This window comes from Paraprevotella xylaniphila YIT 11841, assembly GCF_000205165.1.
GTDB lineage: Bacteria > Bacteroidota > Bacteroidia > Bacteroidales > Bacteroidaceae > Paraprevotella > Paraprevotella xylaniphila.
The window spans coordinates 138,031-151,217 of sequence record NZ_GL883827.1; the positions used below are offsets into that span (position 1 = coordinate 138,031).

The window sequence follows — 13,187 nt, forward strand, 5'->3', positions numbered from 1 at the left end:
AAAAATACGATTTTTTGCGCATCGGTTTGAATTATTCCCTCAAAAAATGGTACTTTTGTAAAACGAACTCTGTGACAAAAAGCCTATGAGAAAAGCATTATACACCTTATTGCTTCCTGTTATCGCCTGTTCCTGTACAGGCCAAGAAGATAAGGAAGAAGAATACGCAGGCCGTATGATCGATGCCGCGCGTACCTTAATGACAGAAGGAAACTACGTAGCTGCCAAAGACAGTATTCTGGCCATGCGTGAAACTTTCCCTACGGCCTTTAAAGCCCGCGCCACCGGCATTATCGTAATGGACAGCATCGAACTCCTTGCGGCACAAGATACGTTGGCCATAATGGACAGCACCTTGATGGCAGAACAGGAAATACTGAAAAAACTGGAAACAGAAAAACGACGGGGAAATAATGCCGAATATTACCGGCAACGCACGGAAGTATTCCATCTCAAACAACGTTTTGACGAACTGGGAGCCAAAGTCAAATTTTATCTGCGCAAGATTGAAGTGGACATGCTTGAGAACAAGCGAGACACGGGCAATAAGGAACAAGATTGAGCCACTACCCACTTTTTACATCATAAGGAAACAACGTCCCCTTCATAGCCGTTGCGGCAAGAAGGGGACGTCTACTATAATTGATTGTGTTTGTGTGTTACCAGAACTTATTGGCTGCCGCATTATATTCCAAACCGGCTTCGGCCATCTTGCCTTCCAATTCCTGACGGTCCACGTCCATATCATCGCATAAAGCATCGAGCGTCGGATAAAAATCACGCAACTTCATATTGATGAAACTCATCAACATCATCGGATCTTTCGGCATTTCTCTTTCCATCTTCTTTCTCTCCATCTTATCATTATAAATGTCCGTGCCTGACCGTCACCACCAACGTGCCTATGCAAAGCGCAGCCGCCACCAGACAAGCAAACAACACGTGCCATATATATGTATCCATCTGAAAAAATAATCTTTTTACCTTAAACAAACCGTAACCTAACGCGTATCTTTACCTTAAAACAATTACCTATTAATCTCTTTTTCGTGATACAAAGATACAAACAGGACGTTTATCCCGCAAGGATGAATAATCATTTAGAAATGAATTCCGGTAAATTCTTGACCTAAATCAAGAATTTACCGGAACGTTGTATCAGATACGACAAAGATGTTACAATAAGAACCTCACAATATCATTATAACAAGCCAACACCATAAGACCCATGATCAAAGCCATACCTACCACTTGGGCACGTTCGAGGAACTTGTCGCTAGGCGGGCGGCGAAGAATCATCTCGGCAACGAGAAACAGCACGTGACCACCGTCCAACGCCGGAATGGGCAGGATGTTCATGAAGGCCAGCATCAGGCTCAGGAAAGCTGTGGTTTCCCAAAACGTCAGCCAGTCCCACGTAGCAGGGAAAATGCTCCCGATAGTGATGAAACTGCCCACACTTTTCGCTCCGTCGGCCGTAAATAAGTACTTCAAGTCGCTTACATATCCGGAAAGTACATCTATCCCATGGGAAACACCGGCCGGAATACTGGCCCAGAAACCATAGTCAACCTTTATTGGTTTATAATATGCCGAAAGGGTTTGTTTCAACAATCCTAATTTGTAATCCGCCCCAAGTTCCAATGTAACGGTATCCGTACGAGTGCCATCTTTCGACTGGTAAACCACAGACAGGCGACTGAGACGCACGCTATCCTCATGGGACGGGCTTTCGGCCATCAAAGGTTCCATGCGTGCTCTCATAATTTCGTCAAAGTCGCTCCACGTAGCCACCGGCTTCCCATCCATCGCCACGATGCGGTCACCACTACGGATTCCGGCTTCATACACCGGAGAGGAAGGAAGAACAGAATCTATGACCGAGGGAATGAAAGGAACCATGAACGGCGGATTGGACTTGAGCATCTCCAACATGTTCATATCTTCCGGCATTGTCAAGTTTGCTTCCTTGCCCCCACGCAACACAGTCACTTCACGGGCTTCCGATACGGCACGGTAAACGGAACCGTCCCATTTCCGGATTTCTTCACCGTCCACCGCCAACAAGACATCCCCGTCACGGAAACCTAACCGTTCCGCTTGTTCGTTGAACTGATATCCCATCGTCATATCCTTGGCCGGAACATACTGTTCGCCCCAATGGAAAAGAATCATGGTGTAAATGAACAAAGCCAAAAGGAAATTGACTACTACGCCTCCAATCATAATGAGCAGGCGTTGCCACGCCGGTTTGGCACGGAACTCCCACGGCTGCACCGGTTTTTTCATCTGCTCGGTGTCCATGCTTTCGTCTATCATGCCGGCAATCTTCACATAGCCTCCAAAGGGAAGCCAACCGACACCGTACTCGGTCTCATTGTCCTTGCACTTGGGAAACAAACGGGTAAACCATTTGTCTTTCGTACTAAATAAGTGGAAATAAGGATCGAAAAAAAGAAAAAACTTCTCCACTTTCACGCGGAAGAGTTTGGAGAAAAAGAAATGTCCCCCCTCGTGAAGCACTACGAGAATCGAAAGCGAGAGCACCAACTGGAGGGCTTTAATCAATGTTGCATCCATGTAATATTGTGTTTGTTTTGTTTTTGTTTAACATGTCCCGACGTACTCTGCCGCAATCCGGCGTGCCTCGGCATCTGTCTGCAAATAATCCTCGTACGTGGGTTCCTTTATGAAAGAAGCTTCCCGCATCGTATTGGCTATCACATCGCTCATCTGCAAGAAACCGATACGATCCTCCAAAAAGGCACGGTTGACAACTTCGTTAGCCGCATTGACAATGCAAGGCATGTTCCCACCCTCGTACAAGGCTTCATACGCCAAAGCCAGATTCCGGAAACGACAGGTGTCCGGCTCCTCGAAAGTAAGCGTACCTATCCGGAACAAGTCCAACCTTTCGAATGAACTCTGCAAACGCAACGGATAAGAGAAAGCATATTGTATGGGCACACGCATGTCCGGCACTCCCAACTGAGCCTTGACCGCCCCGTCGGCAAACTGCACGGCACTGTGCACGATAGACTGTGGATGTACCACCACCTGTATCTGTCCCGGCTCGACGCCAAACAACCATTTGGCCTCTATCACTTCAAAGCCCTTGTTCATCATCGACGCGGAGTCGATGGTAATTTTCGCCCCCATCGACCAATTCGGATGTTTCAAAGCCTGGGCTTTGGTCACCATAGCCAACTGTTCACGGGAAAACGTGCGGAAAGGACCGCCCGAAGCTGTAAGGATAATCTTCTCCACAGGGCTTACCTCACCAGCCAGACATTGGAAAATGGCGGAATGTTCCGAATCCACCGGAATGATGTCTGCATGGTAATCATTTGCCAGACGGTTAATCAATTCTCCGGCCACGACCAATGTTTCCTTATTGGCTAAAGCTATGGCCTTACCGGCCTTTATGGCACTGATGGTCGGCTTCAATCCTGCAAATCCCACCATGGCCGTCAGCACCACGTCCACCGGTCTTTCCTGCACAATCTGGCAAAGCGCATCCGCCCCGGCATATACTTTAACGGGCAAGTCGGCCAACGCATCTCGCAGCACCTCATACTTGTCCTCATTGGCAATGACTACCGCTTCGGGCATGAAACGGCGTGCCTGTTCTATCAACAGCTCCACCCGGTTGTTTGCCGTCAGTACATACGCCTCATACAAATCGGAATGTTCCTCGATGACTTGCAAGGCCTGCGTCCCGATAGATCCCGTGGAACCTAATATCGCAATCTTTTTTTTCTCGTTCGTATTCATCCAAGGTATTATTCTCATTCACCCAAAGCCAAAAGGCCATCGGGCAAAGTCATGTAAATCTTACGGTTTTTATGGTCGATATCATCCACCAAATCTTCACCGGCCGGAAGCAAAATCTTCCCGCCGGAAGGGGTAGCGACTTCAAAAAGGATATTCAACGTAGATTCGTCTACCGCTTCCACCTGTCCCAATTCACCATGAACCATGTCCACAACTGTGAAACCAGTGAAGTAACTCCACGTATATTCTCCCTCATGTACCTCTTCCGTCAGGGCCTTCGGGAAATAAACCTCCACGCCGACCATGCGGCGTGCCTGCTCCTCCGTATCCACCCCTTCGAATTTCATCAAGACCGTCGTATCGCTCCGAAAGCGGTATTCTTCCATAAAGAAAGGCACCAGTATCCCGTCCATACGGCATACCACATACTCCGCTTCCACACGGTCGAACACATCGTCCGTAAAGGCCATGTTCAATTCCCCCGACACCCCGTGTGTCTTGGTCAACATACCTATTTTATATACTTCGTCTTCACCTATCATTCTTCCACACGTTTGATGCAAGCTCCCAATGCCGCCAGACGCGATTCGATATTCTCGTATCCCCGGTCAATCTGTTCGATATTGCTGATACGGCTCGTCCCGTCTGCACTCATGGCGGCTATCAATAGGGCAATTCCGGCACGTATGTCAGGCGACGTCATGCGTCCGCCACGCAAACGGATTTGATGGTCGTGCCCGACCACCACGGCCCGATGCGGGTCACAAAGGATAATCTGTGCACCCATGTCAATCAACTTGTCCACAAAGAACAAGCGGCTCTCGAACATCTTCTGGTGAATCAACACCGTACCTTTGGCTTGTGTAGCCACCACGAGCAACACACTCAACAAATCCGGGGTCAGTCCCGGCCACGGTGCGTCGCTCAAAGTCATGAACGAACCGTCCAAGAAAGAATCAATCTCATAATGGTCATGCCTCGGGATGAACAAATCATCTCCATGACGAAGCACTTGCACGCCCAGACGGCTAAAAGTATAAGGAATGATGCCTAAATTATCATACGAGACATTCTTGATGCCGATACCGTCGCCCACCATGGCCGCCATGCCAATGAAGCTGCCCACCTCTATCATGTCCGGCAAAACCGTATGTGCGGCACCGTGAAGCGCATCCACTCCTACGATGGTGAGCAGGTTGGAAGCTATTCCGCTGATGTTCGCCCCCATACGGTTGAGCAAATGACAAAGTTGCTGGATATAAGGTTCGCACGCGGCATTATATATCGTTGTCGTACCCGTAGCCAACACCGAAGCCATAATGATATTGGCCGTACCCGTGACCGAGGCTTCGTCGAGCAACATATACGTACCACACAAGCGCCCGGCATGAATGTCGTACACGCCCCGGCGGATGTCGTAATCAAACTTGGCCCCCAGTTTCTGGATTCCGAGGAAATGTGTGTCCAACCGACGGCGTCCGATTTTGTCTCCCCCCGGTTTAGCCACCATGGCACGGCCGAAACGGGCTATCATCGGCCCGATAAGCATCACGCTTCCCCGCAGTTTGGTACAACGCGCCAGGAACTCATCGCTCTGCACATATTCCATGTTCACCTCGTCGGCCTGGAAAGTAAAGTCGCCCGGAGCATTCCGCGTGACTTTCACACCGACATCTTCCAACAATCGGATTTGGTTGTTCACATCCGAGATGTCGGGTATGTTTTTGATACGTACCGGTTCTGAAGTAAGCAATGTCGCACAAATCACCTGCAAGGCTTCGTTCTTCGCGCCTTGGGGTACAATCTCTCCGGTCAAACGACGACCGCCCTCTATGATAAATGAAGCCATACAAACAGAACCGCCGCTTAATTTTTCCGTTTGTTCTTCCGCCCAACATTGCGATAGGCCACAGGAGCACGCCCCGGTTGGACCTTATCGTATTGGTCGAAGAATAGATGGAACCGTTCTTTGTCCAAATGCACGGAACCATGCGTATAATGGTCCAAATCCAGAGCCACCTTGTCATCGTCCATGGCATCCTTGTTCCAATTTCCCAAACTCCGTTTCATCTGCCCGGCTACCAACATCGTCAGTTCTTCCCGTTCCACGCCCTCCGGCATCTCGGCCAATTTGCGTATCAACGCTTCCAACAAAGCCCCGTAATGACGATAACGGATCTTTTTCATCGGATAAGCCATAGGAGACGGCTTACCGTCCCCTCCTACTTTTCTGGGCGTCACTTCGTACGGATAATCAATATCCAACTTATAATCGGCCATGATAGCCAAATGATCCCACAATTTATGCTTGAAATCCGGTACATCACGCAAATGCGGAAACATATTTCCCATTATCGAGACTATCGTGCGGGCACAACGTTGACGCTCCTCACGGTTTTCCAATGTGAGCGCATAATCCACCATTTCCTGAATGCCGCGCCCGTACTCCGGCATCGGTAATTTCTTGCGTTGGGTATTATATATCATTTACAAAAGTTTTTTCGGTTTTGAAGCTACAAATTCTTTCAAATAGAAAGGCTCGAAATAAGCCACATCTTCAAATCGGCCCAGTGCGAAAGCCTTCTCGGCCAGAGGCCCCATGTTCCGTGCCAAAGGCAGGACCTCCGGAAGGAAACGCGCATTCGGGTGCGTAATCCCGACCTTGCACTTCTCAGCCCCGTCACCGAAGAAGTAGACGGGCCGCTCATTCAGAAAGTCTTGGTAAGTGCTTCCGTCCACGATGTCGGCCCCGATGGCCCGTACAGGTCCCAAGGCCCTGTCGTACAAAGCGGCATACACTTCCATCCTGCGCGCATCTATCATAGGACATAGCAAAGCGTCTTCAGGCAAATCTTCGTGATAGAGCAACACCGGCACGCACAACAGTTCCAACGTCGGGACAGCTATCAACTTCAAACCACGGGCATAACAGATGCCCTTGGCCATCGACACACCGATACGCAATCCCGTATATGAACCCGGCCCCTGACTCACTGCCACCGCATCAAAAGGAATTCCGTGATTGTCGATATAAGAGATAGCTTCGTCCACAAAAACACCTAACTGCACCGCATGTGAAGGCCCGCTTTTGTCTACTTTTTCAAACAATACCGCCCCGTCTTCCGTGACGGCTACCGAGCAAACCTTCGTACTCGTTTCAATATGCAGTATACAAGACATAAACTATTTTTTCCTTAGAATAACTCCGCAAAGTTACCATTTTATCCTATTATTTTCCTACTTTTGCATAAAATAATTATTAAATCATGATTCAATCAATGACGGGCTACGGCAAATCGACTGCCGTAGTGAAAGGCAAAAAGATACACGTGGAAATCAAATCCCTCAATAGCAAGGCTTTAGATCTTTCTGCACGTATCGTACCGCTCTATCGGGAAAAGGAAATGGAAATCCGTGCCATGATCAGCCAGACGTTGGAGCGCGGAAAAGTGGACTTCACTATCTGGGTGGAAAAAGACGACACGCAAACGGCTACACCTATCAACGGCGTTATCTTGGACAACTATTACCAACAGATTAAACAAATCAGTGAAGAACGGCATATTCCTCTTCCGGCCGACTGGTTCGCCACGTTATTGCGCCTGCCTGATGTCATGACCCGCACGGAAGTGGAAGAATTGGACGAGGAGGAATGGAATGCCGTACGGACCGCCATCAAGGAAGCCATCGGCAAGCTCGTGGACTTCCGTAAACAGGAAGGTGCCGCATTGCAAAAGAAATTCACCGAGAAGATACAAAACATAGGTGATTTGCTGAAAAGCATCGAGCCGTATGAGCAAAGCCGCACCGAACGCATCCGCCAACGCCTGGTGGAAACCTTGGAAACGATTCCCAATGTGGAATACGACAAGAACCGCCTGGAGCAGGAAATGATTTATTATATCGAGAAACTGGACATCAACGAAGAGAAACAGCGTCTGGCCAACCACTTGAAATATTTCGTGGAGACCATGGAAAACGGGCATGGACAAGGCAAGAAGTTAGGCTTCATCGCCCAGGAAATGGGACGTGAAATCAACACGACAGGAAGCAAAAGCAATCTGGCAGAAATGCAAAACATCGTGGTGAAGATGAAAGACGAACTGGAACAAATCAAAGAGCAAGTGCTCAACGTAATGTAACCATACTGACGAAAATGACAGGCAAACTGATTATCTTTTCCGCTCCCAGCGGCAGCGGGAAAAGCACGCTTATCAATTATCTGATGGGGCAGGACTTGAATTTGGCTTTCAGCATCAGTGCAACCAGCCGCCCGCCACGGGGAACGGAACGTGACGGGGTGGAATATTTCTTCCTCACGCCCGAAGAATTCCGCCAACGCATCGCCAACGGCGAATTTTTAGAATACGAAGAAGTCTACAAAGACCGCTTCTACGGAACCTTGAAAGCACAAGTGGAAAAGCAACTGGAAGCCGGACAAAACGTAGTATTCGACGTGGACGTGCACGGTGGATGCCGCATCAAAGAGTTTTATGGCGACCGCGCCTTGAGCATGTTCATCCAACCGCCCTCGGTGGAAGAACTTCGCCGCAGATTGGAAAACCGGGGCACGGATACGCCGGAAGTCATAGACGACCGCATCGCACGGGCGGAATACGAACTGACCTTCGCCCCCAAATTCGATACGATTGTCGTAAACGACGACCTCGAAAAGGCCAAGGCCGAAGCACTGGCCCGCTTGAAAGCCTTCTTGCACCCATAAAACCCATATTCCATGGACGATAAAACCATCCAAAGGAACTTACAGACTAGCATCATACTGTTCGTCCTGTGCCTGATAACCACCATCGCCGCAGCCCTTCTGCAATGGACCGAAATCACTATAGCCATGGGCGTGTTGGCTGTGGTGCAAGCCTATATCATCTACGTATGGTGGCACCGCAAACGTCACCGGAGACCCCATTTCCAACATAAATCCCACGAAAGGGCATGACGGAAACGGGCATCTACGGGGGGTCTTTCAATCCTATCCACCGGGGACACGTGGAACTGGCCGAACGCCTTTGCCGGGATGAAGGGTTGGATGAATTGTGGTTTATGGTATCTCCCCAGAATCCATTCAAAAAATCGTCTCCCGATTTGTTGGATGAAAATAGCCGTCTGGAGTTGGCCCGCATGGCCGTACGGGAACATCCCTGCCTCAAAGTGAGCGATTTCGAGTTCCGCCTGCCCCGTCCATCCTACACGGCAGACACCTTGGCCGCCCTGCGGCAAGCTTATCCCGACCGGCTTTTTACATTAGTCATCGGTGCCGACAACTGGCTTGCTTTCAAGGATTGGAAGAAACCGGACGAGATTCTAAGCCACCATCGCATCTTGGTCTACCCCCGCCCCGGTTATCCGGTGCAGACCGCGTCCCTGCCCTCCGGAGTCCGGCTCACGGAAACCCCGCTCATCGACATCAGTTCCACCGAACTCCGCCGTCTCATCTCCCAAGGTGAAGATGCCTCTTACGGATTGGACGAAGTGGTCTGGCAGGAAATCCGCAAAAGGGGATACTATCGGAAAGCATAAAGCACCCTGTAGATAAAAACAGGCATGCCCACTGTCTCTTCCACGATTCAGCAGGCATGTCACATCTTTACGGCATCCTTCTCTCATAAAAGCCGATATGCCGACTCATTCATTATACCAATTTTACCTTCAATACCGGTGCTATGCCATTCGTCTTCCCCTCCGGCAACGTCACTTTCAGGCCATCTTCGCCACAAGTGAACTTCACCTTTCCGTAACCTAACAACTCCACACTTTTCACCTTTCCTTTATAATAAGGAGAACCTTTACGGAAGCTTTTCATCATGATTACTTTGCTTTCGGGCCATCCCAAAGCCGTGGCATATACAATCTTCTTGCCTTTCTGCACAAAACGTACATCCTTTGCCGTATAATTCTGTCCTTCATTGAACCCTTGGGCTTTCATCGGGTTGGCAGCCTCTGCCAAAGGCCCCTCACCAAATACGTTCCACGGGCGCGTACCATAAATACTTTCTCCATTGACATCCATCCACGCTTTAATATCTTTAAGGATAGCCACTTCCTTCTCATCTATGGCACCGCTTCCCCTCAAAGGCACACTCAACAAGAGGTTACCGTTTTTGCTCACGATATCCACCAACATCTTTACCACTTGGCTTGCAGGCTTGTACCCGTTACGGTCGTACACGCTCCGTTCATAATGCCAGTTACCCAAGCAAGTACACGTTTGCCAAGCTTTCTCCTGCGGACGGTCGGGTATGCCGCGCTCCACATCCCACACCATGGCCTCCTTGTGCTTGTCCTCAAGTATTTTGCCCGTCACCACGGCACGCATCTTCCCCTTGTTCTCTTTCAGGCTCGTGTTATACATGTGGGCCAGAATCCTCACCCCCTCGTCACTGATGGGATAAAACGGCAACACGGTATCATCGAAATACAACACGTCGGGATGGTAACGGTTCACTACATCCAACGTCCGGTTATATATTTTCGTCTTGAAATCTTCCGAAGGCTGCGAAGCCCCGTTGCCCCATGCCCACTGCGAATGAATGGTTCCGACATTCTTGCTGTCCTTGCTCCGTTCGTGCCGCTGTTCGTACAAATCCTGCGGGTCATAACCTTCCCACCATTTTCCTTTCCCGTCGGTCTTCGTCAACTTGCCATCGAAATCCTGAGAACCTTCCAACCAAGTCCAGGCATGCGAGGCATGGATGCTCACGCCGAGCGGCAAGTCGTATTTCTTGCAAGCCGCAGCCCATTCTCCGACCACATCCCGTTTCGGCCCCATGTTCACGGAGTTCCACGGTTGGTATTTGCTGTCCCAAAGGTCCATATTGTCATGATGGTTACCCAATGCCATGAAATAACGGGCACCCACGCTCTTGTAAAAACGCACCAAGGAATCAGGTTGCCACTCCTCTGCCTTCCATTCGTTAATCACATCCTTGAACCCAAAATCCTTCGGATTGCCGTATTTCTTCACGTGCACGTCGTGCTGCCAATGTCCCGGATAATACATGTGGCGCGCGTACCAATCGCCCGACTCCGGTTCGCACTGCGGTCCCCAATGCGCCCAAATGCCGAACTTGGCATCGCGAAACCAGTCCGGGCACTCGTATGCCGCCAAAGATTCCCACGTCGGTTGGTATTTGCCCGTTTGCATCGGTTCGGGCTGTACATTTTGCTGTGCTGCAACGGGCACACACACAAGCATCGCCGCTCCACAGCACAAAGACATCATCCATTTGTTTCTCATCATCTCATTTATTTGGTTTTGGATGCAAATTTAAATATTTATCCTTAAAACAGGATTGCACTATCTCAATTTAAAATAGGATTTTATAGGCTTTTCCCTTTATCTCTCATTTTCTCACCGGACGATTCAACTCCACGGCCACAACCGTCAAGTCTTCTTTTACGGGACGAATGCCCCTCAACGTCACTCCCCGCCCCTTTTGCCTGTATTGCAACGGCTGCTTGGTATAAACGTTGTATGCCCGTTTCACTTTCATCCCTTTATCCAACCGAGGCAGGACAAAAGTATCATCCCCATAACCTCCGAGGAAATAAATATAAATCATATTGCCTTTGTAACAAAAGCCATACTGTCCGTCCACTGGCTGCCAAGGTCCGCCACGCGTACCGTAAACAGCTTCACGCGTCGCGTTCACCCATTCGCCAAACTCAAGCATACGCTGTTCCACCAAAGGAGCGACGTTGCCATGCCGATCCGGCCCCACATTCAACAGGAAACACATATTGCGCACCATGCAATCGGCAAAAAGACGCTTCACCTTCTTCAAAGGCATGATGCTCGACAGATTCTCCATCTGCTTGTTATATCCCCATCCGGGTGCCAAAGAAACGCACTTTTCCACCACTCCGGAACGAATCTCTCCCGTCACAGCTCCACCGCCTTCCTCACAGGTGAAATCGCCTATCCAACCGCTGCGCGGATTCACCACAATATCCGGTTGGTATTTCCGGACGATACCCATCAATCCCAACGGCTTCCCGGTTTCCTCATCATAATCACGGAAGTAAGGATTCACCGGCCACCCGTTATTCTCGTCCATGTATTTTCCAGACTCCCAAAACGATGCTCCTTCCGCATCCGTTCCCTTTTGGGCAATCCAACCACCATCCCAAAACAAGTGGTCGATTTTCCCGTAATGCGTCATCAGTTCCTTGACCTGGCAATAAAGTTCTTCCTTCATCAGCCTGGCGTTCTCCTTATGCCATGATGCCGTGGTATAACCGAAACGGTTCGCCGGATTACAGTTGGTACCCGTAATGTCATAATATCCTGGAAAACGCCAGTTAATCAGCGTCTTGTAAAGCCCGACCTTCAAACCGGCCCTACGGCAAGCCTCTACGTATTCTTTCACAAAATCCCTATTGTGCGTCTGCTTCGAAGTAAAAGCGTTCATATATTGGCTTTCAAAAAGTGCGTAACCGTCATGATGCTGAGTGGTGAGGCACACATAGCGCATTCCCGCTTTCTTAGCCAACCGCATCCACTTGTCCGCATCGAAATCCCGGGCATCGAAATATTCCTCGCCAGACTCGGGATAAGCCAATTTACGGTATTCCTCTATGCCGACACCTTGATTCTCCATATACCATTCGCCCTTTCCCGGCCCTGCGTACAGCCCCCAGTGGATGAACATGCCCAACTTGCCATCCAACATCCATTTTATCTTCTCGTCCGGCTGCATGGAAACACCCAAATCGGTCTTCACTTCACGCATCGGAGCGGGTGGAATCCCGTCGTACGTTTTCTCGTGATACTTTCCCGTACATACAATACGAAGGTCGTCCAACCAGGCACACGTGCCCTCCGGATTGTTCTCAAACATCACTTCCACCACGGCCTCCTTTTGCCCTGCCGAAGTATGAAACGGTTTCTTGAACTCCGTCCAAGCAGCCAAAGCCGTAGAAATACTGATGTTGTTTTTCCCTAACCCGGTAGTTTGCAACGTCACATTGTCTGCCCCACTTTCCGTTTTCATGCGTACGGCAAGTTCATAAGCCGACGAAGGCTGCAAAGCCACCTTCAAGCGGAAAGTCGTTCCCGGCGATAATTTGGCCGATTTCCCCCGGTATGCTCCTTCGTCACTGACCGGCTCAGCTTTTCCCCGCGCCACTTCCCAACCTTGCAACCCACATTCGAAATCGGAAACCACCACTTCCTGTGCCGCCAAACAGGCCGAAGACAACACAGCTATCCCCCAACAGGACACACGCCTGCCCAAGAGTCCCAATCTGAACCTGTCAGGAATATTTTTCATATACATAGGATTTACCATTAATATTATGAGATTAAGAAATATTTATTTGCAAAGATACATCTTAAGATGAAAAAAAGTTTGTACTTCATCTGCAATAAATAGTATTTTATCGACATATTTTTCACT

Annotated in this window: 14 protein-coding genes; 5 read left to right on the top strand and 9 right to left on the bottom strand. The window is 49.5% G+C overall.

Annotated elements, in window-relative coordinates:
• The first annotated feature begins 85 nt into the window (after window positions 1–85).
• Window positions 86–562 (top strand): hypothetical protein, encoded by a 477-nt coding sequence (locus HMPREF9442_RS04255; protein ID WP_008625722.1) that lies wholly within the window; start codon window positions 86–88, stop codon window positions 560–562.
• Window positions 563–659: 97 nt separating this feature from the next.
• Here HMPREF9442_RS04255 and HMPREF9442_RS04260 read toward each other — a convergent pair whose 3' ends face one another.
• The 7 genes from HMPREF9442_RS04260 to tsaB all read right to left on the bottom strand — a co-directional run bounded on the left by HMPREF9442_RS04260 (window position 660) and on the right by tsaB (window position 6,954).
• Window positions 660–842: a DUF4250 domain-containing protein gene (locus HMPREF9442_RS04260; protein WP_040602592.1), complete on the bottom strand. Its 183-nt coding sequence runs from the start codon at window positions 840–842 to the stop codon at window positions 660–662.
• Between the two features lie 334 nt (window positions 843–1,176).
• Window positions 1,177–2,580 carry an RIP metalloprotease RseP gene (gene rseP, locus HMPREF9442_RS04270; protein ID WP_008625725.1) on the bottom strand — a complete coding sequence of 468 codons (1,404 nt, stop codon included), beginning with the start codon at window positions 2,578–2,580 and terminating at the stop codon, window positions 1,177–1,179.
• Window positions 2,581–2,607: 27 nt separating this feature from the next.
• A complete protein-coding gene (locus HMPREF9442_RS04275; protein ID WP_040602594.1) occupies window positions 2,608–3,774 on the bottom strand; it encodes a 1-deoxy-D-xylulose-5-phosphate reductoisomerase in 1,167 nt (388 codons plus the stop codon).
• A gap of 14 nt (window positions 3,775–3,788) precedes the next feature.
• Window positions 3,789–4,316, bottom strand: coding sequence for a ribosome maturation factor RimM (rimM, locus tag HMPREF9442_RS04280; protein ID WP_008625727.1), 528 nt, complete (start codon window positions 4,314–4,316; stop codon window positions 3,789–3,791).
• Entirely contained in the window at window positions 4,313–5,623 is a 1,311-nt protein-coding gene (murA, locus tag HMPREF9442_RS04285; protein ID WP_008625728.1) for a UDP-N-acetylglucosamine 1-carboxyvinyltransferase, read from the bottom strand. The genes rimM and murA overlap by 4 nt, the downstream gene beginning before the upstream one ends.
• Window positions 5,624–5,640: 17 nt before the next feature.
• A complete protein-coding gene (locus HMPREF9442_RS04290) occupies window positions 5,641–6,261 on the bottom strand; it encodes a DUF4290 domain-containing protein (protein ID WP_008625729.1) in 621 nt (206 codons plus the stop codon).
• Window positions 6,262–6,954 (bottom strand): tRNA (adenosine(37)-N6)-threonylcarbamoyltransferase complex dimerization subunit type 1 TsaB, encoded by a 693-nt coding sequence (tsaB, locus tag HMPREF9442_RS04295; protein WP_008625730.1) that lies wholly within the window; start codon window positions 6,952–6,954, stop codon window positions 6,262–6,264. It lies immediately after the preceding gene.
• An 86-nt stretch (window positions 6,955–7,040) separates the two neighbouring features.
• Between tsaB and HMPREF9442_RS04300 the strand changes: the two genes are divergently transcribed.
• The 4 genes from HMPREF9442_RS04300 to nadD are packed head-to-tail and all read left to right on the top strand — an operon-like array spanning window position 7,041 to window position 9,309.
• Window positions 7,041–7,916: a YicC/YloC family endoribonuclease gene (locus HMPREF9442_RS04300; protein ID WP_008625731.1), complete on the top strand. Its 876-nt coding sequence runs from the start codon at window positions 7,041–7,043 to the stop codon at window positions 7,914–7,916.
• A 14-nt stretch (window positions 7,917–7,930) separates the two neighbouring features.
• Window positions 7,931–8,497: a guanylate kinase gene (gene gmk / locus HMPREF9442_RS04305; RefSeq protein ID WP_008625732.1), complete on the top strand. Its 567-nt coding sequence runs from the start codon at window positions 7,931–7,933 to the stop codon at window positions 8,495–8,497.
• 12 nt (window positions 8,498–8,509) lie between these two features.
• Window positions 8,510–8,728 (top strand): hypothetical protein, encoded by a 219-nt coding sequence (locus HMPREF9442_RS04310; protein WP_008625733.1) that lies wholly within the window; start codon window positions 8,510–8,512, stop codon window positions 8,726–8,728.
• The gene (gene nadD, locus HMPREF9442_RS04315; protein ID WP_008625734.1) at window positions 8,725–9,309 is read left to right on the top strand and encodes a nicotinate (nicotinamide) nucleotide adenylyltransferase; all 585 of its coding nucleotides are present in this window, start codon (window positions 8,725–8,727) and stop codon (window positions 9,307–9,309) included. Before HMPREF9442_RS04310 ends, nadD begins: the two co-directional genes overlap by 4 nt.
• 112 nt (window positions 9,310–9,421) lie before the next feature.
• Here the strand turns inward: nadD and HMPREF9442_RS04320 are convergent, their stop codons facing one another.
• The gene (locus HMPREF9442_RS04320; RefSeq protein ID WP_040602626.1) at window positions 9,422–11,026 is read right to left on the bottom strand and encodes an alpha-L-fucosidase; all 1,605 of its coding nucleotides are present in this window, start codon (window positions 11,024–11,026) and stop codon (window positions 9,422–9,424) included.
• A gap of 106 nt (window positions 11,027–11,132) precedes the next feature.
• Window positions 11,133–13,061, bottom strand: coding sequence for an alpha-L-fucosidase (locus HMPREF9442_RS04325; protein WP_157183522.1), 1,929 nt, complete (start codon window positions 13,059–13,061; stop codon window positions 11,133–11,135).
• Window positions 13,062–13,187 lie beyond the last annotated feature (126 nt).

What these genes read in the sequence shown, in the direction of transcription:
- HMPREF9442_RS04255 (WP_008625722.1), top strand. Translation starts at nt 86, where the DNA reads ATGAGAAAAGCATTATACACCTTATTGCTTCCTGTTATCGCCTGTTCC.
- HMPREF9442_RS04260 (WP_040602592.1), bottom strand. Translation starts at nt 842, where the DNA reads ATGGAAAGAGAAATGCCGAAAGATCCGATGATGTTGATGAGTTTCATC.
- rseP (WP_008625725.1), bottom strand. Translation starts at nt 2,580, where the DNA reads ATGGATGCAACATTGATTAAAGCCCTCCAGTTGGTGCTCTCGCTTTCG.
- HMPREF9442_RS04275 (WP_040602594.1), bottom strand. Translation starts at nt 3,774, where the DNA reads ATGAATACGAACGAGAAAAAAAAGATTGCGATATTAGGTTCCACGGGA.
- rimM (WP_008625727.1), bottom strand. Translation starts at nt 4,316, where the DNA reads ATGATAGGTGAAGACGAAGTATATAAAATAGGTATGTTGACCAAGACA.
- murA (WP_008625728.1), bottom strand. Translation starts at nt 5,623, where the DNA reads ATGGCTTCATTTATCATAGAGGGCGGTCGTCGTTTGACCGGAGAGATT.
- HMPREF9442_RS04290 (WP_008625729.1), bottom strand. Translation starts at nt 6,261, where the DNA reads ATGATATATAATACCCAACGCAAGAAATTACCGATGCCGGAGTACGGG.
- tsaB (WP_008625730.1), bottom strand. Translation starts at nt 6,954, where the DNA reads ATGTCTTGTATACTGCATATTGAAACGAGTACGAAGGTTTGCTCGGTA.
- HMPREF9442_RS04300 (WP_008625731.1), top strand. Translation starts at nt 7,041, where the DNA reads ATGATTCAATCAATGACGGGCTACGGCAAATCGACTGCCGTAGTGAAA.
- gmk (WP_008625732.1), top strand. Translation starts at nt 7,931, where the DNA reads ATGACAGGCAAACTGATTATCTTTTCCGCTCCCAGCGGCAGCGGGAAA.
- HMPREF9442_RS04310 (WP_008625733.1), top strand. Translation starts at nt 8,510, where the DNA reads ATGGACGATAAAACCATCCAAAGGAACTTACAGACTAGCATCATACTG.
- nadD (WP_008625734.1), top strand. Translation starts at nt 8,725, where the DNA reads ATGACGGAAACGGGCATCTACGGGGGGTCTTTCAATCCTATCCACCGG.
- HMPREF9442_RS04320 (WP_040602626.1), bottom strand. Translation starts at nt 11,026, where the DNA reads ATGAGAAACAAATGGATGATGTCTTTGTGCTGTGGAGCGGCGATGCTT.
- HMPREF9442_RS04325 (WP_157183522.1), bottom strand. Translation starts at nt 13,061, where the DNA reads ATGAAAAATATTCCTGACAGGTTCAGATTGGGACTCTTGGGCAGGCGT.